We start from the raw sequence: 19047 nt of genomic DNA, 5'->3' as shown, positions 1-19047 counted from the left end.
AAAGGTGCCCATAGTCAATCAAGCAATTGGCTAACTTTGCGGTCCTTATCTGAATCTGTATTGCCCCCGTATGGAAGTTTCGTATAACTGGTTGCAAGCGTTCATTGACTTATCAGAATCTCCCGAAGAGATTGGTAAACTGCTAACGTCAACGGGCCTTGAAGTAGAAGGAATTGAAAAAATTGACGCCGTACCCGGTGGTTTGGAGGGTGTCGTACTCGGCGAAGTACTCACCTGCGAACGGCACCCGGATGCCGATAAACTAAGCCTGACTACGGTGGATGTAGGCACCGGGCAACCGCTGTCTATTGTGTGTGGAGCCCCCAACGTAGCGGTCGGACAACGGGTGATAGTGGCGCTGGTAGGGGCCACGCTGTACCCCAGTTCAGGCGATGGGAATGCCGCACCTCCTTTCCAGATTAAAAAAGCCAAAATTCGCGGGGCTGCCTCGGAAGGGATGATTTGCGCGGAGGACGAAATAGGGCTGGGTACCTCACACGCCGGTATCATGGTGCTCGACCCGAACGGTCCGGCGTCCCAACTGCCCAATGGAACACCAGCCGCCCGGTACTTCAACCTCGAAGCCGACTACCAGATTGCTATTGGCCTGACCCCCAACCGAATTGATGCGGCTTCCCATTTAGGAACGGCCCGCGATTTGAAAGCAGTGCTGAATCGACCGTTGACGCTGCCATCCGTCGATTCGTTTGCCGTTCATAACACCAGCCTTACGCTCGATGTACGCGTGGAGGATGTGGCTGCCTGTCCACGCTACACGGGGTTGACCATTAGTGGCCTGACCGTGGGTGAATCCCCCGACTGGTTGAAAAGACGACTGCTTGCCATTGGCCTGAACCCAATTAACAACATTGTCGATATAACGAATTTTGTTTGCTACGATCTGGGTCAACCGCTCCATGCGTTCGATGCGGACAAAATTGCGGGCCGACAGGTCATTATCAAGACCCTGCCCGAAGGCACGCCCTTTGTGACCCTGGATGGCGTAGAGCGCAAACTGACGGCTACTGACCTGATGATTTGCGATGCCGAAAAACCGATGTGCATTGCGGGCGTGTTTGGTGGGCAGTTTTCCGGCGTGTCGGCGCAAACGACCAGTATCTTTCTGGAATCCGCTTACTTCTCGGCTACCTCCGTCCGTAAAACGGCGCAGCATCACGGCCTGAAAACGGATGCATCGTTCCGGTTTGAGCGGGGCACCGACCCTAATATGCCGGTGTTTGCCCTGAAACGGGCGGCCCTCCTGATTCAGGAGGTAGCGGGTGGTACGGTGAGTTCGGAGATAACGGATTTGTATCCGAACCCGGTTGAACCGTTCCGGGTGCCCGTTCGGTACCGCAACATCGACCGGTTGATTGGTATTGCCATTGAGCATACCGAGATTCACCGTATTCTGGAAGCCCTGGATATTCGGGCCGACGAACAAAGCGCGGATGGATTCGTGGCTATCGTGCTGCCTTACCGCGTAGACGTGACCCGTGAGGCCGATGTCATTGAAGAAATCCTGCGAATCTACGGGCTGGATAACGTGCCTCTTTCGGTAAACCTGTCTGCCGAGTCCCTCTCCGGATTTCCTAAAACTGACCCCGACCAGTGGAGAAGCCGGGTGGCTCAGTTACTGGCGGCCAATGGTTTTTACGAGATCGTGACGCTGTCATTGACCCGACCGGCTTACCATGATGCCATCCGGGCGTCGTTGTCGGGTGCCGATGTGAGGTTACTCAACCCATTGAGTGATGATTTATCGGTGATGCGGCAAACGATGTTGTTTTCAGCCCTTGAAACACTGGTGTACAACCTGAACCGTCGGCAGAAGGATTTGAAGGTCTTTGAGTTGGGTAAGGTGTATAATCACGTGACCCTGGAGGACGGGACTACGAAGTACAACGAGCAAAGCCGGTTGAGTATAGCCCTCACGGGCAATAAGTATCCCGAAAGCTGGCTGCAGAAAAATCAGCCGGTTGCATACCACGATTTGGCTTTTGCCGTGCAGCTTGTCCTTAACCTGTTCCGGGTTAAAGCGTTCGAAACGCAACCCGCAGACCCAACGCTGTTCCAGTATGGCCTAACCTACCTGGTGAATAAAAAGCCATTGGTGAGTCTGGGCCTGGTTCAACCTAAGCTAGCGAAGCTGGTGGACCTGAAACAGCCGGTCTTTTACGCCGACTTTGACTGGCAGGCCCTGCTCAAACTGACTACGACCAAAGCGCGTTACGAAGAGGTCGTACGCTTTCCGGACGTACGGCGCGATTTGTCGCTTGTTCTCGACAAGGGGGTTACTTTTGAGCAAATCAGTCGGCTCGCCCGGCAGACGGAGCGGAAATTATTACGGTCTGTCAATGTCTTCGATGTGTATGAAGGGGAGACGTTGGGCGATGGTAAAAAATCCTACTCGGTCAGCTTCCTGTTGCAGGACCCGACCCAAACCCTTACCGACACAACCATCGACAAAACGATGCAACGGCTCATGGCCGCTTTTGAACAGGAACTGGATGCCGTAATCAGAAAATAAAGAGCGGATGAATGACGGAATAACCAGTATTGGTTATTCCGTCATTCATCCGCTTACTCACTCATTAAGAAGCCGTGGTTAGTGAACATGACATTCTCGTATTAATTGAACGACTGGATGGTAAGATTCGGGTTCTGAGGGAGTTATATGCCGGAGCAAAAGACCAGATAAAGCAACTGGAGCGGGAAAAAGAGGTGCTGAACATCAGCCTGAAAGCGCAGCAGGAACGAGTCATCGAATTACAGAAAAAAACCGACAAACCAGAAAAAAACACATCAAATTCAAAAGATAGTAGTATAATTGTAAAAGACAACTTGTCTGTTACAGATACGAATGCTGAATTAAAACACCAACTCGACGAGTATATCCGGGAACTGGAACGGTGTATTGCTCATTTGAGTAGTTTGTCATAAAACCAAATTGACTCTGGGGTTCAGGCCCTTACCGAGCCGACTGCAGCAATGGAAGAACTGCCAATTCGCGTAAACGTAAAAATTGCGGACCGGCCCTACAGGCTATCTGTAGATCCGGAATCGGAAACCGTTGTGCGTGAAGCCGCGAAGATAATTCAGGAAGAACTGACCAAATATCGGGAGTTAGGGCACACAGATACACAGGAGGCCCTGGCCATGATAGCCTTCGACAGCCTGGTCTTAAAGATCAGAGGAGAACGAAAAATGCAGCGATTACAACAAATGGTATTTGACAAAATAACTCAATTAGATCATGTAGTGGCGCCGGCCATTTCAACATAAATAAACGGCGGACATCCAGTTCGTACAAGTGAGGGTTTGTGTTCAGGACAGCCGTATCGCAGCAGGTCGATTAATTCATTTTTTCAACCACTAACGATATAGTCCAATGGACATTTGGTTAACGATTCTTGCTGCCCTCGTAGGGGGTGGTATAGGCATATTGATTGGCCGTCAAATGATGGCGGGTGTACGGGCAAAGCACGAAAAAGAAGCCGAAGAACAGGCCGCAACAATTATTAAGAATGCGGAATTGCAGGCGGAAAACATCAAGAAAGACCGGATGCTGGAAGCCAAAGAAAAGTACCTGAAGTTAAAGGCGGAATTTGAAGAAACAACCAGTCAGAAACGAAATTTACTCCTTCAGAACGAGAATAAACTCAAGCAGCGCGAACAGCAACTGGGCCAGCAGGCCGACCAGCAGCGTACCAAAGAACAGGAACTGAACCAGCAGCGGAACGAAATCGGGCAACAAAAAAACAGTCTCGCTCAGCAGGTAGATGCCCTCAACCGGCGCAAGGAAGACGTAGACCGCCGGCAACAGGAAGCCGATACTATGCTGGCCGATCAGGTATCCCAACTGGAAAAAATCGCGGGTCTCTCCGCCGACCAGGCGCGTGAACAACTCATGGAAACCCTGCGGGCAGAAGCCGAAACCCGGGCCAGTTCATACATCAAAAACATTGTTGAAGAAGCGAAACTGACGGCTACCAAAGAAGCTAAAAAGGTGGTTATCGAAACCATTCAGCGTACGGCTACCGAGCACGCTATCGAAAACTGCGTGTCCGTTTTCAACATTGAATCCGACGACGTTAAGGGGAAAGTTATTGGCCGCGAAGGCCGCAACATTCGCGCGCTCGAAGCCGCTACCGGTGTCGAAATTATTGTGGACGACACCCCTGAAGCCATTATCATTTCCGGCTTCGATCCGGTACGGCGCGAAATTGCCCGCCTGTCGCTGCACCGGCTGGTACAGGATGGCCGTATTCACCCCGCCCGTATTGAAGAGATTGTAGCCAAAACCCGCAAGAACATTGAAGACGAAATCGTGGAAATTGGCGAGCGAACCGTCATTGACCTAGGTATTCACGGCCTGCACCCCGAACTAATCAAGATGGTAGGGCGGATGCGTTTCCGGTCCAGTTATGGGCAGAATCTGCTGCAACACTCCCGCGAGGTGGCTAAACTCTGCGCCACGATGGCGGCTGAATTAGGCCTGAATGCCAAGCTGGCGAAACGTGCCGGTCTGCTCCACGACATCGGTAAAGTGTGGCCCGAAGAGGCAGAACTACCCCACGCTATTCTGGGCATGGAACTGGCGAAGAAATACAAAGAGAATCCGGAAGTCATCAACGCCATTGGTGCTCACCACGACGAAATAGAGATGACCAGCATGATTTCGCCCATTGTGCAGGTGTGTGATGCCGTATCTGGTTCACGCCCCGGTGCCCGGCGCGAAATGATGGAATCCTACATCAAGCGACTGAAAGAACTGGAAGAACTGGCGGGTAACTTCCCCGGTGTAACCAAATGCTACGCTATTCAGGCGGGTCGCGAACTCCGCATCATGGTGGATGCCGACCACGTATCCGACGAACGGGCGGGCGTGCTGTCTTACGAAATCTCGCAGAAGATAGAGAAAGAAATGCAGTACCCCGGTCAAATCAAGGTAACTGTAATTCGGGAAATGAGGGCAGTTGCATACGCGAAGTAACTGCTTCCACAATAAAAAATGTACAATGGATGATGGTGCTGACAGACCACTACTCATTGTGCATTTTTTATTTTAGGCTATACATTAAAAGACCTATGGACTTTTTTACCACCGTTTTACTGCTGCTCGTTGGTGCGGGCGGGGGACTGGCCTTCGCCAATGTAGTACGCAAACGCGTGGGCCAAACCGGCATTCAGCGCGATTCAGTAGTGCTGCTGGAACGTATCGAGAAAGTGTTCAAAGTGGTGATGGCCGAAGGGTACTTCTCGGAGATTTACAACTACCAGGACCAGAAAAAAATCCTGTATGTGCTGAATGACCCCAAGAAAGCGATGGTCATTGCTAAATCGAAAGTACTGGTGGGTTTCGACTTTGCCAAAGTTCGGTTTCGTGCCCCGGATAACGGCGAAAAAAAGCTTATTATAGAGGCCTTCCCTGAACCGGAAATTCTGTCGATTGATACCGATTATCAGTTTTACGATATACAGGCGGGGTATCTGAACTACTTTAACAGCGAAGATTATACCCAGATTCTGGAGGATGCCAAGCGGGCCATGAATGAGCGGGCTATGCAGAGCGATCTACCCAAAATCGCCAATAACCAGATTCAGTACATGATGTATCAGTTGGCCAGTTCGATGGGCTGGAGCCTGCAACTTCCCGAAGCCGACCAGAAAAGGCTGGATGCCCTTAAAGTCAAAGCCGAGGCTGATACGCAGGAATCCCCGCTACTGAATATAGGTCGGGAAAAAGAGTAATGATCGTTTAACTAACTTATAAACTGACCGGTTAAGTCAGCAAGATGCTATTCGTATGAAAAGTTTATACCCGTTGGTCCTGCTTCTGGTTTCTTCACTTGCCAGTGCCCAGAGTGTAAGTGAAGGGATAGAGGCCTGCCAGACGGGGAAAATGCGCGCGGCTGAACGGCTGGCCACTAACCCCAGGGCGCGGCTGGCCTATCCCGGCGACCCATCAATAGACGTTACGTACTACGGTCTTGACCTGCGCCTGGCAACGACCCCTAACAACCTGCGGGGGGCGGCTACCATCACGCTGAAAAGCACTGTAGCCAGCCTGGCCTCTTTTTTCCTGGATTTCAGTACCACGGCATCCGCCACCGAAGGGTTACGGGTCGACTCCGTGAGGGTCGGTACGCAGAAAGTTAGGTTCCAGCACGCCCAGAACAAACTGACTGTAACACCCCCGCAACCGGTAGCCAATGGTCAGGCCCTGACGCTGACGGTTTATTACCAGGGTGTTCCCAGTTACGAACAGCAGAGTTTTAAGTTCGATAAACATGAGAACACCGCCGATCCGGTCATCTGGAGTTTGAGCGAACCTTACGGAGCCTCAAGCTGGTTTCCGTGCCGGGATACACCCGCCGATAAAGCGGATTCGTCGTCGGTACGGATTACGGCTCCGGCACAGCTGGTATCCGTTTCCAACGGGAAACTCATTAGTACAACGACCAACACCGACGGGACTAAAACCTACTTCTGGAAAAACAGCTATCCCATTGCCCAGTACCTGATTTCAATTGCCGTTTCCAACTACGCCCAACTGGAAACCCCGTTTGCCTACGGGAGCCAGACGTTACCCATTACGCACTACATTTATCCCGAGGACCTACCGGGCGTACAGGCCAATCTGGCCCAGACCCCGGCCATCATGCAGGTGTTTACCAACCGGTTCGGCCCTTATCCATTTTTGCGGGAAAAATATGGTCATGCCCAGTTTGCCCGGGACAATGGAGGAATGGAGCACCAGACCGTGTCGTCAATGGGTATCTCGGCGTTGACACCTTCCGTTATTGCGCATGAACTGGCGCACCAGTGGTTTGGCGATAAGATTACCTGTCGCGACTGGCAGAATATCTGGCTCAATGAAGGGTTTGCTTCCTATGGCGAGGCCGTTTATGCTGAATTGGTTGGCGGGCAGTCGGGTTATCAAACCTACATGGCTAATTTTATGAATGGTGCCCGGCTGGCGCGTGGCTCTATTTACGTACAGGACATCAGCAGCATAGGAAGTATTTTCAATACCAATCGGAGCTACTCAAAGGGGGCTACAGTGCTTCACATGCTTCGGGGCATAGTGGGCGATAGTACGTTTTACAGGACTCTACGCACCTACGCGGCTACACCAGCACTGGCGTATAGCACAGCCGTGACGGAGGATTTTCAGGCGGTGGCGCAGCAGGTTTCCAGCAAAAATCTGGACTACTTTTTTAAGCAGTGGATTTACGGCGAAGGTTTCCCCAGCTATACCGCTACCATTACGGGTGGGGGTAATTCGGCAACGGTACGCCTGCAGCAAACCAATGCGCTTACCGCCAGTCCGGCTTCGTTTACCATGCCCGTGCAGATGCGGGTATTGTCGACGGCGGGGGATACCACCATTACCGTTTTTAATGATCAGGCCGACCAGACATTCACACTGACCGCACGCGGAACAATCACCAATGTGGTTATCGATCCAAACAACTGGATTTTAAAAAATCTGAAAACGACATCGACCCTGACGACCGTAACGGGTGTGACAGAACCCATTCTGACCGGCTTGCGCGTTTACCCAAATCCCACCGCCGAAACGCTGACTGTTGATTTTACCCTGACAGCCTCCGGGCCCGTTTCGTTGGTACTGACAAATCTCACCGGTCAGCCCCTCAGGCAAACGAGTGAAACCGGCCTGGCATCGGGCAATCATAGTAAAGTCATTAATGTACACGGGCTTTCGGCAGGGCGTTACGCCATCACAGTCCAAACTACTTCCGGGTCCGAAAGTCGGGTTGTGGTGGTGCCCTGAGGAATCCGCCGGGTAACTGTACAACGGGGGAGAATTGACAATCCACTAACTCGCTTTACGAGCAGAAAAAAAGGACGTGCTACCGTAGCGCGTCCTTTTTTTGAGCAATCTTGTGTTCTTACAGCTCGATTCGGAATAGGTGCATGGGTAGTACATACGGGTCCAGTTCCACATAATTTTGTTCACCCTGCCAGGTATAATACGCTTCGGTGAGCAGGTCGTGAACGGTATAGGACTGGTCGGGACCAATGCCCAGTTGCCAGATGGGTACCTGAACGATGCCAGCCCGACGGTTGTACGCATCGGTGTTGATAATGATAAGCAGGCGATTGGAACCAGACGTTTTCAGGTAGGCCATGATGGCATCGTCATTGACTTGGCAGAACGTAATGTTGTTGGTTGTTTGCAGGGCCGCGTTCTCGTGCCGAATCCGGTTGACAAGCTCAATCAGGTACGTTAGCCGGTTGGTTTTCTCCCAGTCCCAAAGCCGGATTTCGTACTTCTCGGAGTTCAGGTAATCCTCTTTGTTCGGAAAAGGAACGTGCTCCATCAACTCGAACGAAGGTCCGTAGATGCCGTAATTACTGGATAGCGTGGCCGCCAGCAGGAAACGAATTATGAACTGCGGCTCGTGTCCACCCTGCAAACTATACGGGTTAATGTCGTGCGTGGTGGGCCAGAAGTTAGGGCGGAAATAGTAAGCCATCGCATCCGGTCGACCACCGGTTTGGGTTAGTTCCGTCATGTATTCCTCCAGTTCGTACTTGCTGTTGCGCCAGGTATAGTAGGTGTAGGAATGAGCAAATCCACGTTTGGCCAGCTCCTGCATCACTTTTGGTTTGGTAAAGGCTTCGGCCAGGAAGATCATATCCGGAAACTCCTGCTTCACCTGGGCAATCAGCCACTCCCAGAATACAAATGGCTTGGTGTGCGGATTATCGACCCGGATGATTCGAACGCCCCACGAAGCCCATACCAGCATAACGCGTTTGAGTTCTTCCCACAGGTTTTGCCAGTCTTCCGTTTCAAAATAAACCGGGTAGATATCCTGGTATTTTTTGGGTGGATTTTCGGCGTATTGAATGGTGCCATCGGGTCGTTTTTTGAACCATTCGGGATGGTCTTTAGCCCAGGGATGGTCGGGTGAGCACTGAATGGCGAGGTCCATCGCTATCTCCATGCCGTAGTTGCCCGCAATGGCGATAAGGTGTTTGAAATCATCGACAGTACCTAATTCGGGGTGAATTGCGTCGTGTCCACCCAGTTCTGACCCGATACCGTACGGAACCCCTGGCTCGCCGGGCTGACAAACGACCGAGTTGTTTTTTCCCTTTCGGAAAGCCGTACCGATGGGATGAATCGGGGGTAGGTACAACACGTCGAAGCCCATTTTCGAAATGCGGGGCAGCAGCGCTTCCACATCTTTGAAGGTACCATGAACGCCTTCCTGCCGCGATGCCGAGCGGGGAAACAGGCAATACCAGGTGCTGAACCCCGCCCGTGCCCGGTCTACTTCTACCGCCAGTTCGTGCCGGTACCGGGCGGAGTGCTGCCGTTCGGGATAGCGGTTAGCGTAAAATGTAAACTGGTCGCTCTCGGCAGTGGCTACTGCTTTGTTGTACAGAGCCTCATCCGTCAGGGCTGCGCCTTCCCTAAAGAGCGCAGCCATATCGCGTAATGCGCTCACTTCGGGGGACTCCTCGAACGTATCTTTTTTCTTTTTCCCCTTTCCTTTGGTCGCTGCCAGTTTTACGCCAGCCCGCAAAAACATGCCATCCAGGTAGTGGGCACCGGCCTGGAGTTCGCTGGTAATTCGCTGGCCGTCGGCTACTTTCAGGTGGATTTCATGCTGCCACGAAGCCGGATGATTTACCCAGGCCTCTATCGTGTACAGATATCGCCCCTGCTTTTCAACGATAAACGAGGCACCCCAGCGGTCGTTGACCAGTAAGGCCATTGTCATTTCAGACCAGTTTGTATCGTCAATATGTTTATACAGGAGCTTGGCCGACAGGTAATCGTGGCCATCTGCTAAAATGTCGGCTTCAACGGCTATTACATCACCGGGAATGGCTTTTATGGGAAACTGTCCTCCATCGAGTTCGGGCGATACCCGTTCGATCGTTACGCGGACCTGGCCCTGAATAGCGGAAAGGGAGCGATTTTCTGGATGATTCATGTAGTCATTGTTTACCTATTAAATCGGGATTAGCAGGACAATGTTACAAAAAAGCCGGATTATCGAATCCGGCTTCCTGTTTACTTTCTGTTAAGGTATCGTATGAATTGCCCGCGTGAAGCCACCCTATTTACTATTTTTCTGGTAGTTCCGGGTAGACAGGGTATAACTATTTCACCGGGAAATAGATCAGAAACGTAGACCCATGCCCTACTTTACTTCGGGCTGAAAGGTAGCCACCGTGGTTTTCGACCACCTTTTTGCAAATAGCAAGACCAATGCCTGTGCCTGCATATTCCGAGCGGCCATGCAGCCGCTGAAACAAATTAAAAATCCGGTCGGTGTACTTATCATCAAAGCCAATGCCGTTGTCGACGACGCTTACTTCCAGGTACGTGAGAGACGTTTTGGACAGAGAATCCGGTACAGCATCTCCCGAAATGAGTTGTGAACGGACACGAATAATGGGTGTGCGGTCGGGTGGGGTAAATTTCAGGGCATTGCTCAGTAGATTTTGGAACAGCTGGCGTAACTGAAGCCCGTTTCCCACTATGTCGGGTAACGGCTCAACGATAATCTGGGCCTCCCGCTCCCGAATAGCAGCTTCCAGATCCCCCTGTACATCGACAAGTAAGGACGATAAGGCTACTTTGTGGAGGGAGGGCTTTTCGGTATTAAGTCGTGAGTAAGCCAGTAAGCCACGGATTAACTCCTGCATCCGGCTGGTAGCCGATTGCATACGTCGGATTATATCCTGCGCATTTGGGTCGAGGGCGGGCGCGTACTGCTGAGTCAGCATGGTGCTGAACGCCTGAATTTTTCGTAACGGTTCCTGCAAATCATGGCTGGCCACGTAGGCAAACTGCGCAAGCTCCGTATTGCTGCGATTCAGCTCGCCAATATTATCGGCTAACTGTTGCTGACTGTTTTCTAACGTTTCTTTCCTTTTCCGGAGCTCTTCATTATCCCGAAGCGTCTGCTCAATCACTTTCTGGGCATCAATGTCCATCAGGAACCCAGTCCAGTGAATTACCCGCTGGTCGGAATCCCTTAGCGGAGTGGCAGAGACCATATGCCAAACGTAATCTCCAGTCAATCCACTCCGAACGCGCCAGCTGCCTTTCCAGGGTAACCCGGTAGACAGGCTGTCGATCCAGGTGGTTTTGACGGCCATGTAGTCGTCATCATGGAAATAGCTAAGCCAGCCCTTACTGTTCAAAACGGGCAGTGTAGCGCTCAAAAAGGTTGTAAATCCCTGGTTGGCATACAGTAACTGCCCATCGGAATTCATGGAGAAGATAAGGAGCGGTAACGAGTTCGTTACCTGTCGGTACTGTTGTTCGCTCTGGGTAAGGCGCTCGGCTAGTTCCTGTAACTGACTGTTTTTTCGTTTTATATCGTCGTAGGGCGAAGCAGGGGATTCCCGGAAAAATTGCTCTTTCCAGTTCTCGATTCGTGCCGTACTAACCGAGCTCATATTGGCGACCTGGCAGTACAAACGGATGTCGGTACCTGAATCGCTGATGTTGATGGTCATTGAATCGACCAACCGACGGGCGTGCTGTACGGCGGTTTCTGTTTTTTGGACAGGGTAGGACCGATGATCCTTCAGATGAGCCAGAATACTCCAGCCCTTTCCTTCGCCGGCGTTGTTAAAACCAAGCATCAACCAGGCATGACCGCTGTTGGCAATAGCTAATCGGGCTACTTCCGACACGGCCGTGGCAAATGTTGTCTGGGAAGCCAGAGAAAGCCCCGCCAACTCCGCCAATTTCATACTTCGCTTATGGACCAGGATTAGATCCATTTCGTTATCCAGCAGTAGACTCGTTAATTCATGCATTCAATTAGTAGAGTTTGCCAACAAGAACCGACATGTCGTCGGTGTGTCGGGCGCATTCTTTATAAATGACAGCCGCCAGAATAGACGCGTCATATTGATTGATACCCGCATAACGAGCGGGATTCCAGCGTGACCGTAGTCCGTCAGACGTCATAATCAGCCACTGTCCCCGCTCGTAGGGCATTTCAGAAGGGAGTAAGGTAGGGGGTATCACATAACCCAGAATACCATTTTGGGCCATGAACCCTTTTACTCCTCTCGGCGTACTCAGTTTTGTTGTGATATTTCCCACTCCGCAAATCATCCATTTCCGGGTAGAAAAATCAAAAACGGCGCAGGTACCTACCAGGCCCCGGGTACCGGTAGTACCCTGATGGATAAGTGCCAACAGCTTTTCCGGCATAGTCTCCCGCGATTGGCTCAACTGGTTTATGGCCTGGGAAACGGCAATTTCTGCCGCTACGCCATGCCCCAGCCCATCGCCCAGGAACAACTTCAGCGACGATGTAGTAAGCTGGTAGTAACAGGCATCACCACACACGTGTTCCCCCGCTTTAGGCACACAAATCCATCGGACATCGGCTAGCTGACTCGTTAGTTTTTGAGGGCTTCTGTGCTGGTAGAGACGGGCCAGTACCACCGTTCCCGTGCCGGGTTGCGAATACAGCTGAAATTCATCCGACAGGCGTTGTATAGCTCCCAGGCCCTGTCCCAGTGAACCACCCGTGGATACGCCATCCTCCAGCATTTGGGTCGGATCGGCCATTCCTGGTCCACTATCCACGCTGATGATTTCCATACCCGTTTGATGGTTATCCTGAATGGGCCGTATCAGTAACTCCCCATCATTTCCGTACTTTACCAGATTAGAAACCAGTTCGGCTACGAGTATGTCGAGTTCCCCCTTTTTTTTAGAGGCAAACCCCAGTTCATGGGATAGCTGGCGCGTATGCTGGCTAATCATCGCACCGTGGCTACGGTCTGTAACGGCAAATGAGCGGTGGTGCATCTTATTCATCTGTCCACTTCGCAATCGTTACCGTTGTGCCCTGTCCCACCACGCTGGCAATGTGAAACTCGTCCATTAAGCGTTTGGCACCGGGTAAGCCCAGCCCCAGCCCTAATCCGCTCGAATAGCCATCTTCCATGGCCTGATCGATATCAGCGATGCCCGGTCCATTGTCCGCAAAGGTCAACTGCACTCCCCGTTGGTTTCCCCGGGTCAGCTGATCAATTATCACCTGGCCTTTATCCGCGTAGTTGAGCATGTTTCGAGTCAATTCGCTGGTAGCGGTAATCAGTTTTGTTTGATCGAGCGAAGTCAGGCCAACCAGACTGGCGTGCTGGCGAATCAGCGTAACGAGTAACATAATATCTTTTTCGTGCCCAACGAATACCGTTTCGGTTGCCGTAACATTAGTCGTTGCTGGTAGCATTTTCGTTGGTATCTACCTTGTTCACCAACAGGTCCATCCCCCTTTCTACGTTCAACGCAGTTCTAACACCCTTCAGCGGCAGTCCCAGCTCGACCAGTGTGATGGCAACGGCGGGCTGCATACCTACCACCACCGTTTCGGCATCCAGCAGCTGGGCCATCCGCGCAATATTGCTGAAGATACGCCCCATAAACGAGTCAATGATTGACACGGCCGAAATATCAATGAGCACCCCCCGGGGGTTATGCCGGGTAATGGCCCGGATGAGGTTTTCTTCCAGCTCAAGGGCCAGGCGATCATAGAGGTCAACCTGAATGGTTACCAGCAAAAATTGTCCCATCTTCAGAATTGGGATTCGTTCCATTGCCAACAGGGATTAATCGTAAGCCAGTCCATCAGATGATGAAGTGGGGACTTTTTTAACGTCCAGTCGCAGAAGCCGGAAGCTGTGCTTGAGCGCACTGGCCAGAGAGGCTTTCGTTACGATAGTGGACAGGTCGATACCCAGATGCACAATCGTTTGGGCAATTTCGGGACGGATGCCACTAATAATGCATTCGGCTCCCATCAAGCGGGTAGCACTCACCGTTTTTATGAGATTCTGCGCCACCATGGTATCCACCATCGGTACGCCCGAAATATCCAGAATAGCAATGCTGCTGCCCGTGTTGACAATCTCCTGGAGCAGGCTTTCCATGACCAGTAGTGCCCGCGAGCTGTCGAGGGTGCCGATGAGTGGGACGGCCAGAATACCTTCCCAAATCTGCACGACTGGGGTTGATACATTAATCATCTCGTCGGTCTGACGAACAATAATCTCTTCCCGGCCCTGGATAAAGGTTTCAAACGTAATGATTCCCAGGGAATCGATGAACTTGCCGATTTTCAGAGACTCACCAACCAGCCGCTCCGGGTTATCTTTCAAGGCAAACTGGACCGTTTCCAGCAGGGTATCCTTCAGGCTAAAGATGTAGTTGGCTGTTTCGCGGGGGGTGAATCCCTGTCTGGCCCTCGATTTGGAAATACCCGATAACATGTCCACCAGGGGGTTGAGAGAGGCCGAGTCAGGATGATCCAAACTGTCGTCAGTCAGTACGGTGAAGAGGGTATCGAGTAGCTTTTCCGACTGAGCGTGCAGGTCTTCATTAGCCATCAGGTCGTCCCGTAACTGACTATCGGCTAGTTGACCGTTCATCCAGCCGGTTAAAATCTGCTTCTTTTTTTGCCGAAGTAATTCGACGGTTGAACTGGTCATACGTACACGTGGTGGTATTTTATCAAATGTAATTATTTATACCTGTTCGTCTAGCGAGGAATTGGCAGCGATTTGATCGACGTAAGGATAACCCGTTCAATAACAGTTTGTTATTTTAGTTGATAAGGAAGCAACCTAAAAAGGCTAGGAACGGCACTGGCCAGACCGAAGGGAATTTTTACCTGGCCCCGTCGGCCTTCGCTCCCGTAACGGCCAATTGGCCAATAAGCGAACCCCAGGCAGCTCCGGCCTGATTATCGAACCGGTACTGCGTGCCACTGTACAGACCAGACAGGCTGGCCTCGGCGGCCTGGGCATTCAGGCGGGTTGCGTCGTCCGGAAACAGGTAGGCCAGTACTGTGGCGGCTGCGGTCGACACGGTGGCCCGGTCTGCTACGTAACTCGGGGTATTCAGCATGGTGGTAGCCGTTTTTATGGCGGGGTCAAGCTGGGCAGGGCGTGGTACAAAATACGTGTACTGGGCGCGCCAGGTGGCCGTTGTAGCGTCCTGCATAGCCCGGTTCAACAGGGCGTAGGTTCGAGCCGTTCGTAACTCATTCTGCCCCGCCTGCCGGATGAGGTCTTCGGCCAGGAAATTCCACAGCCCCGATAGCAGGTAAGTATTGGGGCCGTTTTCCCAGTAATTGGCAATTCGCCATTGTTCGCGGGTGCGGGTGTCGGACAAGTCACGGACTTCGCTCAGGGCCTGTTGAAATTCTGCCGAGGTAGTGGCGGGTGGAGCCACCGGTAAAGCCCGAAAAATAGCGGTCGAATCATACCACGTTTTTACGTTGCCTGCCAGGGGTAGGATGGGAGGGCGTTCGGGTAGTTCGAGACTTTTCCACTTCTGGTTGTAAGGCGCTTTCACAAGGGCCGTCTGCCAGGTGTTGGCTGGGTCGGTGCTGGCGGCAAACCGGTCGTTTCTGGCCCGCTCAATGAGTTTGGGAGTAAGCGTACCAGCAATGTCTTCACCCGCTTTAATGTCACTCGGCACGCTGGCTCCGGCCCACAACCGACTTTGTTTGTGCTCCGTGGCTTTGGCTTTGAGCCAGTTCACTTCGTTGGGAAAGAGATAAGCCAGCATCTGGCACGAGGCCTCGGCAATGGCCGCATCCTCGGACGGGTAAGAAGGTACATCCAGTATAGGTACTCTGGCCACAACGCCCTGTCTCTCCAGTGACGGACGGTTATACTGGTATTTTGCCCGCCAGGCTACCACCAATGCGTCGTATTGGGCAATGCTCAGCAACGCATAAATCCGGGCCGCGTAGGGTGCTCCGGCGTAGGGATTGGCCACATCGGCGGGAGAAACCTGCCCGGTTGCGTAATCGTAACCGGGGGGTACATTGTATTTCGCGACCAACTGCCGGGCAATCTGATTCCAGCGCAGTACGCCCCCTACGGTCCAGTAATTAACGGCTGTATTTTGCTCAGGAGTTGATGCCAGCAGTCCGTTCTTTATGGCCGACAGTTCTGTCTTGTACACGTCCGACGTAATGGGTAGCGGTTGTGGAACAGTAACATCGGTGGCTGATTTCAAGACAATAGTGCGCCAGTTTCCGCCATCCGCATCTACCGATGTCGGGACGCTGAACGGCTGAATGCCTTCATCAATAGTCGGTTCCTTACAACCCGTCAGCCCTATAAGCAGACTGCTTAGTAGCAAAGGTGTTAAAATCGTTTTCATGTTGTACCAATAAAGTTTTACAGGCCGAGTACCAGCCCGCCATTGATACGTGTCGATTTGCCGGTATTACGACCGCTGAGGGTGGTGCTGGCCGTAGCCGTTATCCCTACTTTGCCAAATAGCCTGAGCCAGGCTGTAGTGCCCACCCGCGTAAAACCAACTCCGTTGGTTGGGAATGGAATACCGGGCCCAATATTAGTGCCCTCCGTTCTGGGCGTTTGTTGCTGGCCCCAAACGTCGACACTCGCCCGCGTGGTAACGATTCCCGTGCGGATAATCAGTTCAGTTACGTCGGGTACGTTTACTTTCATGCCACTATTCGGGTTAAGCTGGCTGGGGTCGTAGTTATTGACGACATGGTCCAGCGTGACCTGTCCGCGACGGATGTAGCCGTATTGACCCGTCAGGAAGAAAGGCCCCGCCTTATAATGCAGCATGGTGCGCCCATCCAGGTTCCGCGACCCATGGCCAAGCCTGACCAGCGCATCACTCACATACTCCTGCATGGGCATGGAATACCCGGCAGCAAACAGCCAGGAGAGCCGGGTTTTGCCCAGCTTGTAGTCGAAAGCTTCCCAGCGCAGTGTGCCCGACACGTCCTGTAATCCCTCCTGCTTCGGAAAGTAGCCCGCACTGGCCTGCGTCCGGATGTAGGGAGCCGATATAATCAGGTCGAGGTCGTAGCCCAGCCCGTAGGTACCCACTACGGTGAGCGCCTGGGTGGTAACGGTGCCGAGATTTGGGTTTTTTGTTTCAGTCGTGTTAACGTAATACGTAGAGTAGGTTTCCTGTGAGGCCAGAATAGCCAGACTGGCTTTGCGCTGGCCCTTCATGAAACCATCCAGAATACCCGGAGCTAGTCCCTGGGCGTGCGTTTGGTGGGTAAGTGTGAGCAAAAACGCAGTAGTGAAATAGGTAAGTAATCGCATAAAGTCAGCGGAGGTTATGCAAAAGTAGGCGTTCCCGTTCAGCATGCGGCACAGGTATTCGTTTTCCGCGTGAATGGTCAACAAATAAAGATTGTCTGCTTATCAGCTTAAACGCGTGGAAAGTCCAGACTGGTATCTACCAAAATCGGGAACTTACCCTACGGTGGAAGGTAGGCAGGTACCGGTTACGGTCAGATTGAAGGGTTAAACAAAGCCCCAGGGCAGGCTAAACCAGGTTATAGCTGTTTGGTTGAAACAAAAAAATGCACATCAGGCCAGCGGGAGTGCCTGCGGCCTGATGTGCGAATGTAGGTTGAGATAAAGACGAACCGTAGTGATCGCCGGCCCCGGTGGTCAATTTATTACAGGCCCGATCTATCGGCTTTGCCGCGTTCTATTGCGTAACTGCCAATGTTTTTGCCACAGGTAAGCCCCGCCGTACAATCGAATCGGTAATGAATCATACCATAAACCCGCGAGTCGGAGGCTTCCTGTGCCTGCTGCCAGAACTCATCGGCCCGGTCGGGGAAAATGCTACCCAGCACCACGGCAGCAGCCGCCGAAAAGGTGGAGTGCCCCGATGTATAGGAGGGGAAGTTGGGTAACCCAACAGTCGTTTTTACGCCGTATTGCTGCGGGCGGGGATAGTAGTAAAAAAACTTCGTGTCCCAGCAGCAGATACCCGCATCCATCAATGCAGTACCCAGGAGAGCCAGCGTGCGGGCCATCCTGACTTCGCTGTATCTGGCTTCATTGGCCGCATTAGCCGCTTTGCGCATCCAGTGGCCGGGGGGCGTATAACTACCCGCGCCGTCTGACCAATAATTGGCAATCCGGGCCTGTTCACGGGTTTGATTTTTGCTGATGGCCTTCAATTCATCCAAAGCAGTCGTAAACTCCGCGCTGCCAATGGCCGGTGGCGCAACAGGGCGCAGTTTGACTTTCGTAGCGGCATCGAAATTCCAGTTCAGCACGGCACCGTAGTTAGGCAGCATGGGCGCCCGAACGGGGGTTTCCTGACTCGCCCATATCTCTGTTAGCCCGCGGCTTTTGGCCGCGTCGATCATACCCGCCGTCAGCGTCTGGTTATTGGCGGCACTCATGCCATCGGTTTTGGCACGGGCCATCACCTTAGCCGCTACCTGACTACCCAGGTCCATACCCGCAGCAAGGTCACTGGCTACGTTCATACCCGCCCATAGGCGGCTGTTCTGGTGCTCCGCCAGTTTGGCGTCTAGAAATGGTACTTCTCCCGGAAACATGGCTTTCAGTACCGTGTACGATGCGGCCGCCACTACCGCATCTTCCGACGGATAAGCCGGTAGGGCCGAAGCAGGGAGGGCGACCCGAATACTGGCATCTACTTTTGAGGGAGCTGCCCGCTTGTACTGGTACTTATAGTTCCATGCCGATACCAGCGCATCGTACTGAGCCACAGTTAGATAAGCTAGGGCACGAGCCGTATAGGGCGGGTTGGCAAAGGGGAATTTAGGGTCGGCCAGCGGATTAGCCGCATCGGGAATGGGGTATCTACCGTCGGCATTGGCGGCCGGTGGAACGTTGTAGCGGGCGGCCAGTTCGCGGGCAATTTCGTTCCAGCGGTATACCGCTCCGGTACCCCAGTACACAACGGCTTCCTGCTGTTCCTGGCTTAAAGTAGCCGATTTTGTTTTAAGGTCTGCCAATTCGGCCTGATAAGCGGCCGACGAAGTTGCCGAGGGCGCCGTCAGTGTTACATCGGCTGGCGAGGTAAGCACATACGTTTTCCAGGTACCTGCTTTCTCATCCACGCTAACGGGCGTGTACGCGACGCGTAATGGTTCGGTGATTGTTTTGTCGCAGGATGCCAGGGCCATCGATAACCCGGCAATGAGACTGCCAATGAGTAAAATTCGATTGTACATTTTCATATAATTA

The 19047-nt window shown here is 52.5% G+C and carries 15 protein-coding genes; 6 read left to right on the top strand and 9 right to left on the bottom strand.

Annotated elements, in window-relative coordinates; all coding sequences use genetic code 11:
* The first annotated feature begins 70 nt into the window (after positions 1-70).
* From pheT to B156_RS0124325, 6 genes are all read left to right on the top strand, one after another.
* Complete coding sequence (gene pheT, locus B156_RS0124350) at positions 71-2530, top strand: phenylalanine--tRNA ligase subunit beta (protein ID WP_018622416.1); 2460 nt, start codon at positions 71-73, stop codon at positions 2528-2530.
* A 74-nt stretch (positions 2531-2604) separates the two neighbouring features.
* The gene (locus B156_RS0124345; RefSeq protein ID WP_018622415.1) at positions 2605-2943 is read left to right on the top strand and encodes a hypothetical protein; all 339 of its coding nucleotides are present in this window, start codon (positions 2605-2607) and stop codon (positions 2941-2943) included.
* A 48-nt stretch (positions 2944-2991) separates the two neighbouring features.
* On the top strand, positions 2992-3285 hold the full coding sequence (locus tag B156_RS0124340) for a cell division protein ZapA (protein ID WP_018622414.1): 294 nt from the start codon (positions 2992-2994) through the stop codon (positions 3283-3285).
* A gap of 106 nt (positions 3286-3391) precedes the next feature.
* A complete protein-coding gene (rny, locus tag B156_RS0124335; RefSeq protein ID WP_018622413.1) occupies positions 3392-4996 on the top strand; it encodes a ribonuclease Y in 1605 nt (534 codons plus the stop codon).
* Positions 4997-5091: 95 nt separating this feature from the next.
* The gene (locus tag B156_RS0124330; RefSeq protein WP_018622412.1) at positions 5092-5754 is read left to right on the top strand and encodes a DUF4230 domain-containing protein; all 663 of its coding nucleotides are present in this window, start codon (positions 5092-5094) and stop codon (positions 5752-5754) included.
* Positions 5755-5809: 55 nt separating this feature from the next.
* Positions 5810-7801: a M1 family aminopeptidase gene (locus tag B156_RS0124325; RefSeq protein WP_018622411.1), complete on the top strand. Its 1992-nt coding sequence runs from the start codon at positions 5810-5812 to the stop codon at positions 7799-7801.
* 118 nt (positions 7802-7919) lie between these two features.
* On the opposite strand, the gene B156_RS0124320 is transcribed toward B156_RS0124325, so the two are convergent.
* The 9 genes from B156_RS0124320 to B156_RS0124280 form a co-directional block, all read right to left on the bottom strand.
* Positions 7920-9980, bottom strand: a complete 2061-nt coding sequence (locus B156_RS0124320) for an alpha-1,4-glucan--maltose-1-phosphate maltosyltransferase (protein ID WP_018622410.1) — start codon at positions 9978-9980, stop codon at positions 7920-7922.
* A 169-nt stretch (positions 9981-10149) separates the two neighbouring features.
* Complete coding sequence (locus tag B156_RS0124315; RefSeq protein WP_018622409.1) at positions 10150-11823, bottom strand: sensor histidine kinase; 1674 nt, start codon at positions 11821-11823, stop codon at positions 10150-10152.
* 4 nt (positions 11824-11827) lie between these two features.
* Positions 11828-12841 carry an ATP-binding SpoIIE family protein phosphatase gene (locus B156_RS0124310; protein ID WP_018622408.1) on the bottom strand — a complete coding sequence of 338 codons (1014 nt, stop codon included), beginning with the start codon at positions 12839-12841 and terminating at the stop codon, positions 11828-11830.
* Complete coding sequence (locus B156_RS0124305; protein ID WP_018622407.1) at positions 12834-13259, bottom strand: anti-sigma regulatory factor; 426 nt, start codon at positions 13257-13259, stop codon at positions 12834-12836. Before B156_RS0124305 ends, B156_RS0124310 begins: the two co-directional genes overlap by 8 nt.
* Complete coding sequence (locus B156_RS0124300) at positions 13240-13623, bottom strand: STAS domain-containing protein (RefSeq protein ID WP_018622406.1); 384 nt, start codon at positions 13621-13623, stop codon at positions 13240-13242. The genes B156_RS0124305 and B156_RS0124300 overlap by 20 nt, the downstream gene beginning before the upstream one ends.
* A gap of 12 nt (positions 13624-13635) precedes the next feature.
* On the bottom strand, positions 13636-14514 hold the full coding sequence (locus B156_RS0124295) for an STAS domain-containing protein (RefSeq protein WP_018622405.1): 879 nt from the start codon (positions 14512-14514) through the stop codon (positions 13636-13638).
* A 178-nt stretch (positions 14515-14692) separates the two neighbouring features.
* Positions 14693-16201 carry a phosphatase PAP2 family protein gene (locus B156_RS0124290; RefSeq protein ID WP_018622404.1) on the bottom strand — a complete coding sequence of 503 codons (1509 nt, stop codon included), beginning with the start codon at positions 16199-16201 and terminating at the stop codon, positions 14693-14695.
* Positions 16202-16218: 17 nt separating this feature from the next.
* Positions 16219-17130, bottom strand: a complete 912-nt coding sequence (locus B156_RS0124285; RefSeq protein WP_245563816.1) for a hypothetical protein — start codon at positions 17128-17130, stop codon at positions 16219-16221.
* A 362-nt stretch (positions 17131-17492) separates the two neighbouring features.
* Complete coding sequence (locus B156_RS0124280) at positions 17493-19040, bottom strand: vanadium-dependent haloperoxidase (protein ID WP_018622402.1); 1548 nt, start codon at positions 19038-19040, stop codon at positions 17493-17495.
* Positions 19041-19047 lie beyond the last annotated feature (7 nt).

It is taken from the genome of Spirosoma luteum DSM 19990, assembly GCF_000374065.1.
In the GTDB taxonomy this organism is placed as follows: domain Bacteria; phylum Bacteroidota; class Bacteroidia; order Cytophagales; family Spirosomataceae; genus Spirosoma; species Spirosoma luteum.
This window is presented reverse-complemented; position numbering and strand designations above follow the sequence as displayed.